The sequence below is a fragment of the Streptomyces sp. NPDC058457 genome, from assembly GCF_042720695.1.
GTDB lineage: Bacteria > Actinomycetota > Actinomycetes > Streptomycetales > Streptomycetaceae > Streptomyces.
The window spans coordinates 148257-166186 of the sequence record NZ_JBHXLU010000013.1; the positions used below are offsets into that span (position 1 = coordinate 148257).

Sequence of the window (17930 nt, forward strand, 5' to 3'; positions counted from 1 at the left end):
GCCGTAGCGGCCGGGCAAGGAGCGGACGCCGCGGCCGGATGTGGCTGAGCGTGTCAGGAGACCAGGATGCCGATGCCGTCTCCGAGCAGCTTCAGGCCGAGGACGAAGAACAGGACCGCCATCACGGCGACGTTGTGCTGGGCCGCCCAGTCCTTCCAGTTGCCGAGTGTGGTCTTGGCCCGCTCTCCGCCGAGCAGGAAGACTCCCAGCGGGACCAGCAGGCCCAGGGTGGCGATCAAGACGAAGATCGCCAGCGCTGCGATCTGCTGCCCGACCGGCAGTCCGGCCGAGCCGATCGCGGCGCCCGCGGCGATGGTCAGCGGAGCGTTCTTGGCGTTGAGCGCGGCCAGGGCCAGACCGAGTGCGAAGACCTTGACCGGCGTGAGGCGGTCGATCGCGCTCATCCACTTCGGCAGCCGGGCCTCCGAGGGATCCTTCGGGCGCCGGTGCCATTGCCGGGCGCCGAAGACGACGAGGAACAGGCCCAGAGCGAGTTTGAGGGCTCCCACCCAGGTGGCCGGGTGATTGTGGGCGGAGGCACCCGCGGGGGAGGCGATCGCCAGCATGACCGCGCCCAGCACCGAGAGTCCCAGGATCCAGCCGACGGTGAAGAGGACCCCGTTGAGGCGTCCCCGAGGCGTGGCGAGTATGAGGATGACCGCGATGATCGGGAGCGGGCTGACCGCGACACCGGCTGCAAGCCCCAGGATGTCACCGAGAACTTTTCCCATGATCGCCTCCAGGTGGGGGGCAGAGCGGCTGTCGTATCGGGGCGACCTCTTACGGGAGTGGGTGACCCGGACGCCCCACCGCCCCGCTGCCCGGCCGCCTGAACGCGGAGCCGTGGATCTGTGGTGGGCGCGCTCCGACGGGACGGCGGTCCTGGTCGGCCGGCGGTCTTGGTCGGCCGGCGGCCCTCGTCGGCCCTCGTCGGCCGGCGCCGGCCGACGGATCGGTCGGACGTTCCGAACTGCTGAGCGTCCCGTCGCCCCGACCGGCCCGTATTCCATGTTCCTGCGCTGCGGCGAGTCTGTCCTTGTGAGCTGTCCGGAGTTCCGAGGGGCGAGCCGACGGCGATGGTCCGCGCCCGCTGGATCGCACGTGCTCGGTGCTCCGTTCCGCGCGACCGCGACGTCCCGGGCCGGGGATGCGGGGCGCCCGGCATGTGGTCAGGATGAAGAGGTGAGGGCGATGGCGCCCCATACCCGGGTGCTTGGCTCCCCTCGCACCGACCGCGGCAGGAGGATGTCACGATGACTGCGACGACAGGCGCGACCCGATCGGCTCACCCCGAGCGTCCGGGCAGGTCGGACGGGGTCTCCAACGAGTTCACCGTCTTCACCGAGATCAAGCCGGGCCATGCGGACGCGCTGCGCAAGGATCTCGCCATGCTGTCCGATGCGGCGGACGACGAGAAGGTCCATGCGGCGGTGCGCCAGATCGGAACGCTGCACGACGCACGGCACGTGATCTTCGACAACGACACCCGGTTCATGTTCGCCAGCGTTTTCGACGGCTCCTGGGACAACTACATCGACGACTTCGCCCAGACGGTGGTCGGGGCACGCTTCGACAAGGTCTTCTCGCACAGCGAAGGATTCCCCGGCGTCACCGATCCGGGGGTGAAGGACTGGTTCGTCGCCCATCAGGAGCCCGCGGGGGTCTTCGTCAGCGCCTATCCCGACCTGACGGTTCAGCAGATCTACAAGGACCACCGCGTGGACGAAGCGTTCCAGGAGGTCCTGGACACCCCACAGTTCCGGGCGGCACTGGACAACCCCGCGAACGCCGAGTTGCTGGCCACGCCCGCCTTCCAGAAGCTGTTGGAGGAAGCCTCGGCCTAGGACCCGGACCGGAACCCGGACCAGCACCCGGACCGGAACCCGGACCCGGACCCGGCCCACCCACGGAACCCACCCGTCGCCGGTGGACCGCATCGGCGGGCGCGCACCGGCCGCTGCAGGGCTGTCCAGGCAGAAGACCGATGCGGAGGCGCAAGCGATCATGAACACAGCGGACAGCGGCAGTGCCGCGGGTGTGCGCGTCGAGATCGACGACGTACAGAGCGGAGCCCTGCGGCCCAGGCCCGTCCCGTACGCGGGAGAGTTCGTCTTCCTGCACGTGGACGACCGCCACGCCGGGCGTGCCCTGCTGCGCAGGCTGCTCCCGCTGACCTCGGGTGGTCTGCCCGCCGTGGACCCGGAACAGGACGCCTGGGTGGCTGTGGCGTTCAGCTACCAGGGGCTGAAGGCTTTGGGGGTGCCTCAGGAGTCGCTGGACAGCTTTCCGCGGGCGTTTCGTGAGGGCATGGCCGCCCGGGCGGAGCTGATCGGCGACGTGGGCGAGAGCGCGCCGTCCCGCTGGGAGGCGCCGTTCGGAACCGGTGACGTGCACATCGCGTTGAGCGCCCTGTCCTCCGACACGGCGCGGCTCGACAAGGAACTGGAGCGGGCCCGTGTCGCCTACGAGGACACCCCCGGCGTCCGGGTGGTCTGGCAGCAGGAGGTCCGCCAGCTGCCGACCGGGCGCACCACCTTCGGCTTCCGCGACGGCATCAGCCATCCGAACATCGAGGGCGTCGGGCTGCCCGGATCCAACCCGCAGGAAGCCCCCATCAGGGCCGGCGAGTTCATCCTCGGCTACCCCGACGAGACCGGCGGGCTGCCGCCCATGCCCAGCCCCGACGTGCTGGGACGCAACGGAACCTACGTGGCCGTTCGCAAGATCCACACCAATGTGGCGGCATGGCGCCGGTACCTGCGCGCCAACAGCTCCGGCGCCGAGGAGGAGGCGCTCCTGGCGGCGAAGATGGTCGGGCGCTGGCCGAGCGGGGCACCGCTGACGCTGGCACCGGAGCACGACGATCCCGAGCTGGCGGCCGATCCGCACCGCGTCAACAACTTCCTCTACCGGGAGCACGACGACCGCGGCTACCGGTGCCCCGCCGGCGCGCACATCCGCCGTACCAACCCCCGTGACTCCACCATCATCGGCGACGCGCGGATGCACCGGCTCATCCGCCGCGGCACCACCTACGGCCCGCCGCTGCCCGAGGGCGTGCTGGAGGACGACGGCGCCGAGCGCGGCCTGGTCGGGGTCTTCATCGGCGCCCACCTCGAGCGGCAGTTCGAGTTCATCAAGGCCGAGTGGGTCAACGACGGCAACTTCATCGGCTACCCGGGCGAGAAGGACCCGGTGGCCGGGCACCACGGCGGAACCGGCAGCCTCACCATCCCGGAGAAGCCGGTCCGGCGTCGCCTGCAGAACCTGCCCAGCTTCGTGGTGACCCGCGGCGGCGAGTACTGCTTCCTGCCGGGTCTGCGCGCCCTGCGCTGGCTCGCCGAACTGGAGGGCTGACGGCGATGCCCGCCCCCTGAGGTCCGCCCGCCCCCTGAGGTCGGCCCGCGCTCGGAGGTCCGCCCAAGCTTCGAGATCCGTTCACGCCCCGACGTCCGATCACACTCCCCGAGGAGAGGTCGAAGTCATGGCAGCACAGTTCGTCCGCTACACGCCTGATGTCGAAGACGACGCCCCGGACTTCGACCGCGACGTGCAGACGGTGATCGATAAAACCGAGAGCTATATCGCCGAGTCGGTCGAGGCCGGCGGCACCGGACGGGCCCTCCGCGACGCCCACGCCAAGGGCTACGGACTGGTCCGCGGGGAAGTGGAGATCCTGGCCGGGCTGCCCCCCGAGTACGCCCAGGGAATCTACGCGACTCCGGGACTCCACGACGCGCTCATCCGCTTCTCCAACGGCTCGCCCCACGCCGGAGCCGACGCACGACTGGGTGCCGCCACCGGACTCGCGCTGAAGATGTTCGACATCCCCGGCCCGACCCTGCTGGAAGACGAACCTGACTCGGGCACGTTCGACTACGCCAACATCAACGGGCCGGTCTTCTTCTGCAACACGGTCGGGCACTACCTGTTCATCCAGGAACTGTTCCTGAACGCGCCGGCCTACTTCTCCCAGGGCCGCCCCGGCGCACATCGTTTCTACGCCGATTTCGTGACCGGAAAGGGAACGCTGGACCAGGAGAACTGGGCATGGGACGAGTTCCTGGCGTTCCTGCGTCTGGCGAAGACCCCTCCGGCGAACCTGCTGCTGTCGAGCTACTGGACGATGGGCGCGGTCCGGCACGGTGACTACATCGCCAAGGTGCGCATCACCCCCGAACCGTCCGCCGCCGCCGCGGTGGTCCGGCGCACCATCGACCCGGCCTCCGCGCAGGAGGTCTTCCGACCGGCCCTGCAGGCCGAGTTGCAGGAGCGGCCCTACGTCTTCGACATCCAGGTCCAGCTCTGCACCGACCTGCAACGCATGCCGGTGGAGGACACCACCGTGGAGTGGCCCGAACAGCTCTCACCGTCCTTCACCGTGGCCAGGCTGCGGCTGCCGCGGCAGGACATCTCCGGCCCGGAGAACCTGGAGAAGATGGACGCGCTGTCCTTCACGCCCTGGCGGGTCACCGCCGAACACGCACCCCTGGGCAACATCATGCGGGCTCGCAAAGAGGTCTACCGGCGATCCTCCGTCGCCCGCCACAGGCTCAACCGGCAGCCGCGCACCGAGCCCCGCAGCGCCGACGACGTACTCGGCCCGGCCCGGGATGCCGTTCCACCAGGTGGGTGACAGACTGAGGTTCCGGAGCCGGGTGACCGTGGTGGAGAGCGCGGGGCGGCCCCGGCCAACCCCGCTCTGTACGCCGCAGCAGCGATTCGGTCCGTTCGCCGGCCGGTCGGGAGTCGGGTGCCGTCCGTGACCTCCGAAGCGCGGTACTCCCCGGGGAAACCGCTCTGCTGATCGCCGACCCGCACAACGACTTCCTGTAAGGGGTCGGCATGGGTCGGCAGGGCCGACGAGTTGGGCGGCGCCGGCGGACCTGGAGGTGGCCATGGCTGGTGAGTCGGGCGGAGCGCACGGGGAACTGGCCGGGCAGACGGTCGTCGTGGTGGGCGGCAGCGCAGGCATCGGGCTGGAAACGGCGCGGCAGGTGCGGGCCGCCGGCGGCGACCTGGTGCTGGTGGCACGGAACGCCGAGCGCCTGCGGCGGGCCGCGGACGAGCTGAGCCCGCTGACCGCGGCCGTGCTCGACGCCCAGGACACCGCACACCTGGAGCGCTTCCTCGGGGAGCTGCCCGGGCGGGTCGACCACGTGATGGTGACGGCGGGCAGCCCGTCGTACACCCCCCTCGGCGAACTCGATCTGGCCGGTGCCGCCCGGGACTTCGGCGTACGTGTCGCGATGATGCTGGCGGTGGCACGGGCGGGCCGGGAGAAGGTCAGGGCCGGGGGAACGCTGCTGTTCATCGGCGGCACCGGCGGCCGGCGGCCCGCGCCCGGGATGGCCGTGGTGGGCGCCGTCACCGCGGCGCTGCCGGCACTCACCGCCAACCTGGCACTGGAGGTCGCCCCGGTCCGGGTCAACCTCATCGCGGCCGGGTTCGTGGACACCCCCCTGTCCGCCGCCCTCCTCGGCGACCAACTGGAGGCGCGGCGCGAGGAGTTGCGCAAGACGCTGCCCATCGGCCGGGTGGTCGGCCCGGCGGACGTCGCCGCTCTCGCCCTGCACATCATGGTCAACGACGCCCTCACCGGCGCCACCTACGACATCGACGGCGGTCAGCAACTGCTCGCACACTGACCGCCCGCCCGCGCCGGCATCCACTACGGCCCAACGGCCCAACGGCCCAACGCCCCAACGAAACGGGAGGCGCAAGTCATGGACATGAAACTGGAGGTCGTCGTGGTGCCGGTGGCCGACGTCGACCGGGCCAAGGACTTCTACACCGCACTGGGCTGGCGGCTCGACGCGGACGTCGCCGGCGACGGGGACTTCCGGGTCGTACAGGTGACGCCGCCCGGCTCCCCGGCATCGGTCATCTTCGGCTCGTCGGTCACCGAGCAGGCTCCGGGCTCGGCCCGGGGCCTGCACCTGATCGTCGACGACATCAGGACCGCCCACGACGACCTGGCCCGGCACGGCGCCCACCCGAGCGACGTGTTCCACGACGCCGGCGGGGTCTTCCACCACGCCGGAGCCGATGCCCGGGTGGCCGGCCCCGACGGCAGCTACGGCTCCTTCCTGTCGTTCAGCGACCCGGACGGCAACGGCTGGCTCCTCCAGGAGGTCACCACCCGGCTCCCGGGCCGGCTCGACCCCGCGACCACCATGTTCTCCTCGGCCGAAGACCTGGCGAGTGCCCTGCGCCGGGCCGCGGCGGCACACGGCGAGCACGAGGCACGCACCGGCGGCGAGGACCCGGACTGGCCGGACTGGTACGCGCGGTACCTGGTGAGCGAGCAGGCCGGGACCGCACCGCCCGCGTGAGCCAGGCGCACGTATGCCCCCGACCTGCTGTGATGTGCCCCACGGGCTCTTGTCGTGAGCCGTACGGCGTACCTAAATTCGGTTATATGTCCGACAAAGATGCCTCCCGTCCCACCGAGCCGGTCGAGTTCTCCGTCGACCTCACTGGCCACGAGATGACCCGCAGGGCGCACGTCATGGCGGCGCTCGGCGACGACTGGGACCCCGTCGAGATGGTGCGGGGCGAGGAGGAGGCCTACGACATGCTGTACTCCGGCCTCGATCCGGAACAGCAGCGGCTGTACGACACCCTCGTCGCGGCCGGCGTCCTTCCGCGACGCGGGGACGACGGGAACCGCGGCGGCGGCGACGCCACCACCTGACCCCCGTGCCGTGGCCCCGCCGTACGACGTGAACCACCCGCGAGGGGTGAGGACGGCCCGGGCGGCCGGCGGGAGGCTGGACGGGCCGCTCTGACGGGCGGGACCGGCCGGTGTGAAGGGCGGGTGGGCCATGGGTGACGACAGAGCCGACCGCATCGAGGAGTTCATCGAGCCGCTACGGGTCGAGCCCGGCAGCAAGGTGCGGCTGTCCGAGGACTTCGACCCCGGTTTCCGGGCCGGCATCCGCAAGAAGAAGGACGGCGTCGGACTGCTCCGCAGCGGTATCGAGCAACTGGCCGACTACCAGCGGCGGCTGGCCGCCCAGGACACCTACGGAGTGCTGTTGTGCCTGCAGGCCCTGGACGCCGGCGGCAAGGACGGCACCATCCGGCACGTCATGAGCGGAGTCAACCCGCAGGGCGTGCGCGTGGTCGGCTTCAAGGTCCCCTCGAACGACGAACTCGACCACGACTACCTGTGGCGCTACTCCCGGAACCTGCCCGGCCGCGGTGAGATCGGCATCTTCAACCGCTCCCACTACGAGGAAGTACTCGTGGTGCGGGTACACCCGCAGAACCTGCGCCGCCAGAAGCTGCCCGACGCGGCCCGCGGCCCGGACGTGTGGGAACGGCGCTACCGCGAGATCAACGACTGGGAGCGCTATCTGACCGACAACGGCTTCAGGATCGTGAAGATCTTCCTGAACCTGTCGAAGGAAGAACAGCGCACCCGTTTCCTCAAACGCATCGACGTACCCGAACGGAACTGGAAGTTCTCGTCGGCCGACGTGCGCGAGCGGGCCTACTGGGACGACTACCAGCGGGCGTTTTCACAGATGTTGTCCGCCACCAGTACGCAATGGGCGCCCTGGTACGTCGTTCCCGCCGACCACAAGTGGTTCGCCCGGGTGTGCGCGGCCGCCGTCCTGGTCCACACCCTGATGGCCATCGACCCGCAGTACCCGCAGGTCAGCGACGAGACCCGGCGTGAACTGGCCGAGGTCAGGGAGGAACTGGAGGCCGAGGCACCCGCAGGGGCCGCCCCGGACCCGTACGCGGCGGAGGAAAAGAGAAACAACAAGAAGAAGACGAAAAACAAGGTGAAAAACGGGGTGAAGAACAAGGCGAACAAGGCGAACAACGAGGCGAAGAACAAGAAGGCGTCTTCATGACCGCGCGGACGGATGCCCCGCAGGACCGGGCGGCCGGCGGCAGGCCGTGGTACGCGCGTCCGCCCGAGCAGGTGGCCGCCGCCTTCGAGGTGGATCCGGCCGCCGGACTGTCCGCCGCCCGCGCCGCGGAGCTGCTGCGGACACACGGCCCGAACGCGCTGCCGGAGGAGAAGCCGGTGCCGGGCTGGCGCCGTTACCTCGCCCAGTACCGCAGCTACATGCAACTGGTCCTGGTGGCCGCCGCCGTCGTCTCGCTCGTCATCAAGGAATGGAGCACCGGGATCCTGCTGCTCGTCCTGACCGTCGTCAACGCGGTCGCCGGGATGCGCCAGGAGGGCAAGGCGGACAGCGCCATGAACGCGCTGAAATCGATGATGAAGGCCACCGCCCGGGTGCGCAGGGACGGCACCGAGTCGAAGATCCCGGCCGCGGAGGTCGTACCGGGAGACGTGGTGCTGCTCGCGGCGGGCGACGAGGTGCCGGCGGACGGCCGTGTCGTCACGGCGAACGCCCTGCAGATCGACGAGTCGGCGCTGACCGGGGAGAGCGTGCCGGCCGCGAAGGAGACGGCCACGCTCACCGACGGCGACCTGCCGCCGGGGGAGCGGCGGAACATGGCGTTCATGAACACCCCCGTCACCCACGGCAGCGGCACGATGGTGGTCACGGCCACCGGTGCGGACACCGAAATCGGCCGTATCTCGGGCATGTTGTCGAGCACCCGCCGGGAGGCGTCGCCGCTGACCCGGGAGATGGACCGGCTCACCCTGTGGATCACGGCGACGGCCGGGGTGACGATGATCCTGATGTTCGTACTCGGCCGCGGCCGGGGTACGGCGTGGGACGCGCTGTTCGTCAGCGCCGTCTCGCTGGCGATCGCCGCCATCCCGGAGGCCCTGCCCACCGTGTCCCAGACGATCCTGTCCATCGGCGCCGTCGACCTGTCCCGGCGCCGGGCCATCGTGAAGGACCTGCCGTCCGTGGAGGCGCTGGGGTTCACCTCGGCGATCAACTCCGACAAGACCGGCACGCTCACCATGAACCAGATGACGGCCGTGGAGGTCGTCGACGCCGGCGACCGCTACACCGTCTCCGGTACCGGCTACGGCCTGGAGGGCAGGATCCGGCACCCGGTGGGCAGCGCCCCGGACATGACCGACGTGATCCTGCCCTACCTGGTCGCCAACGACGCCCGGCTGGTGGACGGCAAGGTCGTCGGCGATCCCACCGAGGGCGCCCTGCTGGTCCTCGGCCACAAGGCAGGCCTGGACGTCGACGCCACCCGGGAACGGCTGCCCCGGCTCGCCGTACTGCCCTTCGACCCCTCCTACAAGCTGATGGCCAGCTTCAACCGGGCCACCGACGAGACCGGCCGCCCCGTCGTGCGCTGCTTCGTGAAGGGCGCGGCGCCCGCCGTGACGGACCGGGCCGCCACGGCACTCAGGCAGGGCACGGCCGTCCCCTGGGACGAGGAACTGCGGCAGCGGGCGCAGGAACACGTCGAACGGATGGGCGGCGAGGGGCTGAGGGTGATGGCCGCGGCGCGCCGCGACCTCGACCCGGCCGCGTTCGACCCGGACGGCGACCTGCTCGGCTACGTCACCGACCTCCAGATGACCAGCCTGGTCGGCATGGTCGACCCACCGCGTGCCGAGTCGAAGGCCGCGGTCGCCGACGCCCAGGCCGCGCACATCAGGGTCCGCATGGTGACCGGCGACGACGTCGTCACCGGCGCCGCCATCGCCCGGCAGCTCGGCATCGAGGGCGAGGCCATGCTGGGCGCGGACTTCGCCGCCCTCCCGGAGAGTGAACGGCTCGCCCGGATCGACGGCATCGGCGTCGTCGGCCGGGTCGCGCCCGAACACAAGGTGCTGCTCGCCGAGACGCTGAAGAAGAAGGGCGGCGTCGTCGCCATGACCGGCGACGGCGTCAACGACGCGCCCGCGATCAAGGCGGCCGACGTCGGCATCGCCATGGGTTCCGGCACCGAGGTCGCCAAGAACGCCGGCCGCATGGTCCTCGCCGACGACAACTTCGCCACGATCGTCTTCGCCGTCGAACAGGGCCGCAAAATCTACGACAACCTCACCAAGTACATCCGGTTCGTCCTCGTCCTGCTCGTGGTGTTCGTGCTGACGTTCCTCGGCGCGACCCTGTTCGACATCGCCGCCGGGGAACCGTTCACCCCGGCCCAGGTGCTGTGGATCCACTTCTTCGTCAACGCGGCCTTCGGCTTCGCGCTCGGCTTCGACCGGCAGAGCCCCGGCCTGATGGCCCGCCGCCCGCGACCGCGCGGCGCGCACGTGCTCAACCGGGGCGTCATGCTCACCGTCGGGCTGTCCGGCCTGGTGATCACCATCGGCCTGCTCTGCCTGATCGACCTCGGCACCTCCCGCTACGGCAGCGTCGCGATCGGCCAGTCCATGGCGTTCACGTCCTTCGCGCTCTGCCTGATCGTGGCCGCCCTGGAGTGCCGCAGCGAACGCGACACCGTGCTCACCACCGCCAGCTTCGACAGCAAGCAGATGAACCGGGCCATGCTGATCGAGTTCGTCCTCGCCGTCATGGTCACCCAGATGGACGCCTTCCGCAGGCTGCTCGGCACGACCGAACTGAACCTGGCCCAGTTCGGCTGGACGCTGCTCCCGGCGCTCGCGCTGCTGGCGCTGTGGGAGATCGGCAAGTTCCTCGCCCGCTGGAACGGCAGGCCGGTCCCGCGGACATGACGCGCCGCCGACCGGATCTGCCGGACCGGATCTGCCGGACCGGATCTTCCGGGTGCCGACGAAACCGTGACACGACCGCCATGGAAGCCGCGCCGGACCGGCCGCACAATCGGGGAGACCGGACACCGGTGGACAGCGGAACGCGGGCGCACGACGGGGGAGTTGGCGGACATGGAACTGGAACTGGGGTACGACCTGCTGGGCGGCCGGCTGCGCAGCATCGGGGACGTCGAGCTCACCTACGGCCGCTGGGGCGGCCGGCCCCACACGCTCGGGCCGCATCCGCTCGAGTACGACATGCTCGGCAGCCGCCTGCGCCGGATCGGCGACATCGAGATCGGCTACGGCCGCCTGGGCTCGGTTCCCAGGACGTTCGGGACCTGGGACGTCGAGTGCACCGCCTGGTCGGGGATCCCGCGGCGCATCGGGCCGTACCCGATCGACCACCCCAGGTTCAGCGGCCGGGTGCGCGGGATCGGCCCGCTCTCCGTGGAGTACGACCTGCTGGGCAGCCGGCCCCGTCGCGTCGTCCTGCCCGCCGGCCTGCACGCCCTCCCCGACGACCTCCTGCGCGTCCTCTTCCTGGTCCTGCACCTGCAGACCGAACGCAACAGGAGGAACTCGTCCTCCGCCGCATAGGACGCACAGTCCGCAGGGGCCGCACGGTCCGCACAGGCCGCCCGGACAGGCGAAGGCCCGCCGGAGGGTTCCGGCGGGCCTTCGGTGTGTCTGCAGGTCAGACGGCGGCCGCGTACTTCGGGTTGGCGCCGTACTGGTTCTCCTCCGGCTTGCCGTCGGAGGCCAGCCAGACGAGCACGAAGATCCAGCCGACCAGCGGGATGATGCCGACCAGGATCAGCCAGCCCGAGCGGCCGGTGTCGTGCAGGCGGCGGACCGCGACACCGAGGCTGGGCAGGAGGACCGCGAGGTTGTAGATCGCGGCGAGGGCGGCGAAGTGGATGGCGTTGCCGACCACGGCAAGCACGATCGCGATGATCACGTTGATCAGCGTGAACATCCAGTACTCCTTGCGGCGCGCGCGTCCGCTGAACGCCACGTACTTCTTCAGTACATCCACGTACCAGTTCATTACTCGTCCCCCAGGGATCAAGGCGTGATTGTGCGCACAGCAAATCAAGCCGACGTGGCCGGTTCCATTCAGATTGGCGTGAGCGGGTCAACCGTTACCGTCTCGCCGCCGATCGGTGATCAAGGGCGGCCGATCGCATCCGCGTGGCACGCGATAGCGTCTCTCGGGCCATGGACATGCAGAAACGGCCCCAGCGGGCGCCACAGCCGCAGTATCCCGAGGGCGAGGGATGCCTGGTCGTCGCGATCAGAATCCCGGCGCGCATCCTCGTGTTCCTGGTGGTGCTGCCGGTACGCCTGCTCTGGGACGCCTGCGGCGCCGTCGCACGGTTCCTGTGGCGGTACGTCCTCGCCCCGGTGGGACGCGCGGTCGGCCGGCTTCTCCACGGGCTCCTCGTCGTACCCCTGATCTGGCTGTACCGCTACCTGCTCACCCCGCTCGGCCACGCCCTCGCATGGCTCTACGCGCGCGTGCTCACCCCGCTCGGCCATGCGCTCCTGTGGTTCCACGCGCGCGTGCTCACCCCGATCGGTCACGCGGTCGTGTGGCTCCTCACGCCCGCCGCGAAGGCCGTGGAATGGGTGTTCGACATGCTCGGCACGGCCCTGTACTGGACCGTGCGCGTGCTCCTCGTCCTGCCCGCCCTCGCGCTGTGGCGCTGGGTCCTCGCTCCGGCCGGCCACGTCCTCGGCATCGTCCTCAGGGAGATCGGAGAGGCTCTCGGCCACGCCTGGCGGGTCGCCGGGTACGTCGCACGGGCCGCCGGACGGGTGCTCGGGACCCTCTTCCGGTGGATCTTCCTGGAGCCCGCGCGGTGGGTGTACCGGACCGTCCTCACCCCGGTCGGACACGTCGTACGCGACCTCGTACTGCACCCGGTGGCCGAGGCCGCACGCGCGATCGGCCGTGCCGTCCGCCAGGCCCGCGCCGACCTCCGCCGCGCCCTCTTCGGCGAGCCGAGCCGGCCCGCGCCCGTGGACCGCCGGGAACCCAGGGGCCGCGACACACGTACTCTTGATGGATAGCAGTACACAGCCGTACGGCCGACAGCGGTACGGCCCTCGCACAAGCATCACGAAGGACTGACGACACTGGGCAAGCGACAGCCCGAAGGCCCGCCGCCCGCACCCGCGGTGCAGCGCATCCGACTGCGCTACACCAAGCGCGGCCGCCTCCGGTTCACCAGCCACCGTGACTTCCAGCGCGCCTTCGAGCGTGCGCTGCGCCGCGCCGAGGTGCCGATGGCGTACTCGGCGGGGTTCACACCGCACCCGAAGGTGTCGTACGCCAATGCCGCACCCACCGGCACGGGCAGCGAGGCGGAGTTCCTGGAGATCGCGCTCACCGCACCCCGCGACCCGGAGCGGCTGCGCGCCCTCCTCGACGAGTCGCTGCCCGCCGGGCTCGACATCGTCGACGCGGTCGAGGTACACACGTCCGGACTCGCCGACCGGCTCACCGCCTCCGTGTGGGAGCTGCGGCTGGCCGGCGTGGACCCGGCACAGGCCGAACAGGCCGTCGCCGCGTTCAACAGCGCCGAGGCCGTCGAGGTCCAGCGCATGACCAAGAACGGCGTCCGCACCTTCGACGCCCGCCCCGCGGTCGTGCAACTTGAAACACAGAGTGAAATGGCTGATAGGCCGACCGACCAGCCCTGTGCGATACTGCGGCTGGTTGTTCGGCACGTGACGCCTGCCGTACGACCCGACGACGTCCTGTCCGGTCTCCGCGCCGTGGCCGACCTGGCGCCGCCGGTCCCCGCAGCGGTGACCAGGCTGGCGCAGGGGCTGCTCGATGAAGAGACCGGCACGGTGACCGACCCGCTCGCGCCCGACCGCGAGGCAGCTCAGGCCCTTTCGAAGGCCGAACCGACTGCCGCCGCGACGGCGCCGGCGTAAGGAAGGTCCCGCGAAGGACGGACGTCGTAGCGTCGCCCTCGTACTCGGGAGCCACCTGGGTCGGGCAGCGCACCGACCAGAAGACTTTCGCCAGGCCGTCCGCGACAAGGCGTACGGAACCGGCGAGACAGGACACAGAGAGCTCCTGTGCGGCGCCCGCGCCCCACACGGCGGCACCGCGCATCGCGCGAGCCGCGGACGTCACCGGTTGTCGCTCGACTCGATCGACGCCGGACCAGGCGCGGCGCCCGGGAGCCTGACGGGAGAAACGCCCGCATGCTCGAACCGACCGAGCCCACCGAGGGCTCCGAACTGAACACCCCCAGCGACACCCTGCCGCCGCGCAGGCGTCGCCGTGCCGCGTCCCGCCCTGCGGGACCGCCCACCGAGGCCGTGGCCGAGACCGCGGCGCCGGCCATACCGGCCGCCGAGACCTTCGACTCCGCCGATTCCGCCGCCGAAGCGACGGAAGAGGCTGCCGAGACGGTCGAGACCGCAGAGGCCGTCGAGGCTCCTGAGGAGACCGCGCCCGCTCCGCGCACACGGCGCCGTGCGACCCGCCGCGCCTCCGCGCCCGCCGGATCTCCGGCTGCCGCCGAGGCCGAGGCCGCCGCCACGGAGACCGCCGTGTCCGCCGTGACCGAGCCCGCCGAGAGCACGGCCGGGACCGCCGTCGGCGACGAGGAGGCCGCGTCCGCTCCGCGTACGCGGCGCCGTGCGACCCGCCGCGTCTCCGCGCCCGCCGGAACCTCGGCCGGCGTGGCGGAGGCCGAGGAGGCACAGTCGCAGGAAACCCCTGAGGCGCCCGAGACGGTCGAGGCCGTCGAGGAGGCCGCGCCCGCTCCGCGTACCCGTCGCCGCGCCACCCGCCGGGTGACCGCGCCCGTCGGTGCGCCCGAGGCCGCTGCCGCCGAGCCGGCCGCCGCTGCCGTCGAGGAGGAGCCGCAGGCCGCCGTCGCCGAGACCTCGGCCCCTGAGGCCCCGGCCACCGAGTCCGTCGAGGCCGAGGCGCCGCGCCGGTCCCGGCGTCGCGTCGTGCGGCAGGCCGCCATCGGGTTCTCCGAGCCCGCCGCCCCGGCCGCCGCCGAGGAGGAGCCGCAGCGCCGACCGGCCCGCCCCGCCGTCGCCGTCTTCCAGGCGCCCGTGTTCGCCGAGCCGAAGTTCCAGACCCCCCAGCGCGCCGCCGCAGAAGCGGCCGCCGAGGCCGCAGGCGCCGACGAGCCCGAGGAGTTCGGGGCTGCCACGGTTTCCACGGCCGCCGCAGCTTCCGCCGCCGCCCCTGCTTCCGATTCCGCTTCCGCGGCGTTCGCCGCGGAGCCGGCCGAGCAGGCCGAGGCCGGTTCGCGCCGTCGGCGCCGCCGCCGGGGCGCCGCGGAGGAGGCCCCGGTCGCCGAGGCCGTGGCCGAGGACGAGACCGAGGAGCCGGAGGAGTCCGTCGAGGACGCCGCCGACGGCGAGGACGAGGCCGAGGAGTCCGGCTCCCGCCGGCGCCGTCGCCGCGGTGGCCGGCGCCGTCGACGCGGTGACGCCTTCGACGGCGAGGGCGCCGACGACGGGACCGACGAGCTCGCCGCCGAGCAGGCCGAGCAGGACGCCGAGGACACCGCCGAGCAGGAGGAAGAGGACGACGAGGACGCCCACGACGAGGCCGGCCTGTCCTCCTCCAGCAGCCGCCGTCGCCGGCGCCGCCGCCGTCGCACCGGGGACACCTCCACCGACAGCGAGCCCGGCGAGGGCGACCCGGAGCGCACGGTCGTCAAGGTCCGTGAGCCCCGCAAGCCCTCCGAGCCGTCCGACGAGGTCCAGTCCATCAAGGGCTCGACCCGTCTGGAGGCCAAGAAGCAGCGCCGCCGTGAGGGCCGCGAACAGGGCCGCCGGCGCGTCCCGATCATCACCGAGGCCGAGTTCCTCGCCCGCCGCGAGGCCGTCGAGCGGGTGATGGTCGTCCGCCAGTACGGCGACCGCACGCAGATCGGCGTCCTGGAGGACGGCGTGCTCGTCGAGCACTACGTCAACAAGGAGCAGTCGACCTCGTACGTCGGCAACGTCTACCTGGGCAAGGTCCAGAACGTGCTGCCGTCGATGGAGGCCGCCTTCATCGACATCGGCAAGGGCCGCAACGCCGTGCTCTACGCCGGTGAGGTCAACTTCGAGGCGCTCGGCATGGCCAACGGCCCGCGCCGTATCGAGTCCGCCCTGAAGTCCGGCCAGTCCGTCCTCGTCCAGGTGACGAAGGACCCGATCGGCCACAAGGGCGCCCGTCTGACCAGCCAGGTCTCCCTCCCCGGCCGTTACCTCGTGTACGTCCCCGAGGGTTCGATGACCGGCATCAGCCGCAAGCTGCCCGACACCGAGCGGGCCCGGCTGAAGACCATCCTCAAGAAGATCGTCCCCGAGGACGCGGGCGTCATCGTGCGCACCGCCGCCGAGGGCGCGAGCGAGGACGAGCTGCGCCGCGACGTCGAACGGCTCCAGGCGCAGTGGGAGGACATCCAGAAGAAGTCGAAGAACGGCAACGCCCCGACGCTGCTGTACGGCGAGCCGGACATGACCGTCCGGGTCGTCCGCGACATCTTCAACGAGGACTTCTCCAAGGTCATCGTCAGCGGTGACGAGGCCTGGGAGACCGTCTACGGCTATGTCGCCCACGTCGCGCCCGACCTCGCGGGCCGGCTGTCCAAGTGGACCTCCGAGGTCGACGTCTTCGCCACGTACCGGATCGACGAGCAGCTGTCCAAGGCGCTGGACCGCAAGGTCTGGCTGCCGAGCGGCGGCTCGCTGGTCATCGACCGGACCGAGGCGATGGTCGTCGTCGACGTCAACACCGGCAAGTTCACCGGCCAGGGCGGCAACCTCGAGGAGACGGTCACCCGCAACAACCTGGAGGCGGCCGAGGAGATCGTCCGCCAGCTGCGGCTGCGCGACCTCGGCGGCATCATCGTCATCGACTTCATCGACATGGTCCTGGAGTCCAACCGGGACCTGGTGCTGCGGCGCCTGCTCGAATGCCTCGGGCGGGACCGTACGAAGCACCAGGTGGCCGAGGTGACCTCGCTGGGGCTCGTCCAGATGACCCGCAAGCGGGTCGGACAGGGCCTGCTGGAGTCGTTCTCCGAGACCTGCGTGCACTGCAACGGCCGTGGCGTCATCGTCCACATGGAGCAGCCCAGCTCCGGTGGCGGCGGTGGCGGCGGCAAGCGCAAGAAGCGCGGGCGCGGCGGCGACGGGCACGAGCACGACGTGCACGAGACCCACGAGACGCACGAGGTCGTGGCCGACGGGGCTGTCGAGCACGCCGAGGCCGTCCACGCGGTCGAGACGGCGGCGGAGGTCGCGGCCGAGGCCGCCGGGCCCGTGGCGCTGCCCGCGCCCGACTTCGAGCCGGACGAGGAGCTGTACAGCAGCGTCGCCGAGGCGGAGGCCGCGGCCGGCCGCGGCCGTACCCGCCGCCGGGCGAGCCGCCGGGCCTCGGCTCCGGCCGGCGCGCCCAGGGAACGCCGTGTGACGCGGCGGGAGGCCGAGGCGGAGCGGGCAGAGGTGCCCGCCGTCGAGGCGCACGCCGAGCCCGTCGCCGTCGAGGACCCGGTGGTCGAGGCTCCGGAGGCCGCTGTGGCCGAGGCGGCTCCGGCCGTCGAGGAGACCGCGCCCAAGGGCCGTACGCGCCGGCGTGCCACCCGGAAGGTGTCGGCGCCCGCCGGCTCCCCGGCCGCCGCCGAGGCGACCGTGGTGACGGTCGTCGCCGAGACCGCCCCGGCGGCGGAAACGGTGGCTGAGACGGCCGCGGAGACGGTGGCTGAGACGGCACCGGAAGCGGCCGCGGAGCCCGAGGCGGCAGCGCCCGCCGAGAGCGCCGCTCCGGCCCGCCCGCGCCGCCGTGCGGTGCGCAAGGCCACCGCGCCGACCGCGTCCGAGGAGGCGGCCGTCGTGGTCGTACCGGCCGCTGAGGCCGTCGAGCAGGCGGAAGCGTCGGCTGCCGGGGTCCCGGCCGCGGAGGAGACCGTCGAGGAGGCCGCCCCGGCCAAGAAGACGGCCCGCAAGACGGCTGCCAAGAAGACCGCGGCGAAGAAGACGGTCGCCAAGAAGACCGCTGCCAAGAAGACGGCGGCCGCGAAGAAGACGACGACGGCCAAGAAGGCGGCCAAGACCGCCAAGACGGCCGCCGCCAAGTCGACGGCGAAGAAGACCACCACGGTCGCCACCGCCTCCGACGAGGGCTGACGCCCGGGCGCGGGGGGGGGGGGCGGGTCCCGGCCCCCCCGGGTGGGGGCCCGGCGGGCGGGTCAGGGGCGCACCACCCCACCGGCCCGGTTGTGGCCCCCCGGCCCCCCCCCCGGCACCATTACGTAGG

General features: G+C 71.7%; 14 protein-coding genes. 12 read left to right on the forward strand and 2 right to left on the reverse strand.

Going from position 1 to position 17930, the window contains the following annotated elements; translation table 11 throughout:
* Positions 1-53 precede the first annotated feature (53 nt).
* On the reverse strand, positions 54-731 hold the full coding sequence (locus ACFWPS_RS14100) for a GAP family protein (protein WP_383704547.1): 678 nt from the start codon (positions 729-731) through the stop codon (positions 54-56).
* A gap of 522 nt (positions 732-1253) precedes the next feature.
* Here ACFWPS_RS14100 and ACFWPS_RS14105 point away from each other — a divergent pair.
* The 9 genes from ACFWPS_RS14105 (at position 1254) to ACFWPS_RS14145 (ending at position 11233) form a co-directional block, all read left to right on the forward strand.
* Positions 1254-1844, forward strand: coding sequence for a hypothetical protein (locus ACFWPS_RS14105; RefSeq protein ID WP_383704549.1), 591 nt, complete (start codon positions 1254-1256; stop codon positions 1842-1844).
* Between the two features lie 160 nt (positions 1845-2004).
* On the forward strand, positions 2005-3357 hold the full coding sequence (locus ACFWPS_RS14110) for a Dyp-type peroxidase (protein ID WP_383704551.1): 1353 nt from the start codon (positions 2005-2007) through the stop codon (positions 3355-3357).
* A 127-nt stretch (positions 3358-3484) separates the two neighbouring features.
* Positions 3485-4636: a catalase family protein gene (locus ACFWPS_RS14115; protein WP_383704553.1), complete on the forward strand. Its 1152-nt coding sequence runs from the start codon at positions 3485-3487 to the stop codon at positions 4634-4636.
* Positions 4637-4898: 262 nt separating this feature from the next.
* On the forward strand, positions 4899-5648 hold the full coding sequence (locus ACFWPS_RS14120) for an SDR family oxidoreductase (RefSeq protein ID WP_383704555.1): 750 nt from the start codon (positions 4899-4901) through the stop codon (positions 5646-5648).
* A gap of 78 nt (positions 5649-5726) precedes the next feature.
* Positions 5727-6335 carry a VOC family protein gene (locus tag ACFWPS_RS14125; protein WP_383704557.1) on the forward strand — a complete coding sequence of 203 codons (609 nt, stop codon included), beginning with the start codon at positions 5727-5729 and terminating at the stop codon, positions 6333-6335.
* Positions 6336-6421: 86 nt separating this feature from the next.
* A complete protein-coding gene (locus ACFWPS_RS14130) occupies positions 6422-6697 on the forward strand; it encodes a DUF6400 family protein (protein ID WP_383704559.1) in 276 nt (91 codons plus the stop codon).
* 130 nt (positions 6698-6827) lie between these two features.
* Positions 6828-7868, forward strand: a complete 1041-nt coding sequence (locus tag ACFWPS_RS14135) for a polyphosphate kinase 2 family protein (protein WP_383704561.1) — start codon at positions 6828-6830, stop codon at positions 7866-7868.
* Positions 7865-10594: a cation-translocating P-type ATPase gene (locus ACFWPS_RS14140; protein WP_383704563.1), complete on the forward strand. Its 2730-nt coding sequence runs from the start codon at positions 7865-7867 to the stop codon at positions 10592-10594. Before ACFWPS_RS14135 ends, ACFWPS_RS14140 begins: the two co-directional genes overlap by 4 nt.
* A 171-nt stretch (positions 10595-10765) precedes the next feature.
* The gene (locus ACFWPS_RS14145) at positions 10766-11233 is read left to right on the forward strand and encodes a hypothetical protein (protein WP_383704565.1); all 468 of its coding nucleotides are present in this window, start codon (positions 10766-10768) and stop codon (positions 11231-11233) included.
* A 97-nt stretch (positions 11234-11330) separates the two neighbouring features.
* Here the strand turns inward: ACFWPS_RS14145 and ACFWPS_RS14150 are convergent, their stop codons facing one another.
* The gene (locus ACFWPS_RS14150) at positions 11331-11684 is read right to left on the reverse strand and encodes a DUF805 domain-containing protein (protein WP_383704567.1); all 354 of its coding nucleotides are present in this window, start codon (positions 11682-11684) and stop codon (positions 11331-11333) included.
* Positions 11685-11854: 170 nt separating this feature from the next.
* Here ACFWPS_RS14150 and ACFWPS_RS14155 point away from each other — a divergent pair, with 170 nt between their 5' ends.
* From ACFWPS_RS14155 to ACFWPS_RS14165, 3 genes are all read left to right on the forward strand, one after another.
* The gene (locus tag ACFWPS_RS14155; RefSeq protein WP_383704569.1) at positions 11855-12709 is read left to right on the forward strand and encodes a hypothetical protein; all 855 of its coding nucleotides are present in this window, start codon (positions 11855-11857) and stop codon (positions 12707-12709) included.
* Positions 12710-12817: 108 nt separating this feature from the next.
* Positions 12818-13582 (forward strand): TIGR03936 family radical SAM-associated protein, encoded by a 765-nt coding sequence (locus ACFWPS_RS14160; RefSeq protein ID WP_383704570.1) that lies wholly within the window; start codon positions 12818-12820, stop codon positions 13580-13582.
* A gap of 276 nt (positions 13583-13858) precedes the next feature.
* A complete protein-coding gene (locus ACFWPS_RS14165; protein ID WP_383704572.1) occupies positions 13859-17800 on the forward strand; it encodes a ribonuclease E/G in 3942 nt (1313 codons plus the stop codon).
* The last annotated feature ends 130 nt before the right edge of the window (positions 17801-17930 follow it).

Excerpts from the sequence above, each read along its gene's own strand:
- ACFWPS_RS14150 (WP_383704567.1), bottom strand. The coding sequence starts at position 11,684 with ATGAACTGGTACGTGGATGTACTGAAGAAGTACGTGGCGTTCAGCGGA.
- ACFWPS_RS14165 (WP_383704572.1), top strand. The coding sequence starts at position 13,859 with ATGCTCGAACCGACCGAGCCCACCGAGGGCTCCGAACTGAACACCCCC.
- ACFWPS_RS14155 (WP_383704569.1), top strand. The coding sequence starts at position 11,855 with ATGGACATGCAGAAACGGCCCCAGCGGGCGCCACAGCCGCAGTATCCC.
- ACFWPS_RS14100 (WP_383704547.1), bottom strand. The coding sequence starts at position 731 with ATGGGAAAAGTTCTCGGTGACATCCTGGGGCTTGCAGCCGGTGTCGCG.
- ACFWPS_RS14135 (WP_383704561.1), top strand. The coding sequence starts at position 6,828 with ATGGGTGACGACAGAGCCGACCGCATCGAGGAGTTCATCGAGCCGCTA.
- ACFWPS_RS14145 (WP_383704565.1), top strand. The coding sequence starts at position 10,766 with ATGGAACTGGAACTGGGGTACGACCTGCTGGGCGGCCGGCTGCGCAGC.
- ACFWPS_RS14140 (WP_383704563.1), top strand. The coding sequence starts at position 7,865 with ATGACCGCGCGGACGGATGCCCCGCAGGACCGGGCGGCCGGCGGCAGG.
- ACFWPS_RS14125 (WP_383704557.1), top strand. The coding sequence starts at position 5,727 with ATGGACATGAAACTGGAGGTCGTCGTGGTGCCGGTGGCCGACGTCGAC.
- ACFWPS_RS14105 (WP_383704549.1), top strand. The coding sequence starts at position 1,254 with ATGACTGCGACGACAGGCGCGACCCGATCGGCTCACCCCGAGCGTCCG.
- ACFWPS_RS14130 (WP_383704559.1), top strand. The coding sequence starts at position 6,422 with ATGTCCGACAAAGATGCCTCCCGTCCCACCGAGCCGGTCGAGTTCTCC.
- ACFWPS_RS14110 (WP_383704551.1), top strand. The coding sequence starts at position 2,005 with ATGAACACAGCGGACAGCGGCAGTGCCGCGGGTGTGCGCGTCGAGATC.
- ACFWPS_RS14115 (WP_383704553.1), top strand. The coding sequence starts at position 3,485 with ATGGCAGCACAGTTCGTCCGCTACACGCCTGATGTCGAAGACGACGCC.
- ACFWPS_RS14120 (WP_383704555.1), top strand. The coding sequence starts at position 4,899 with ATGGCTGGTGAGTCGGGCGGAGCGCACGGGGAACTGGCCGGGCAGACG.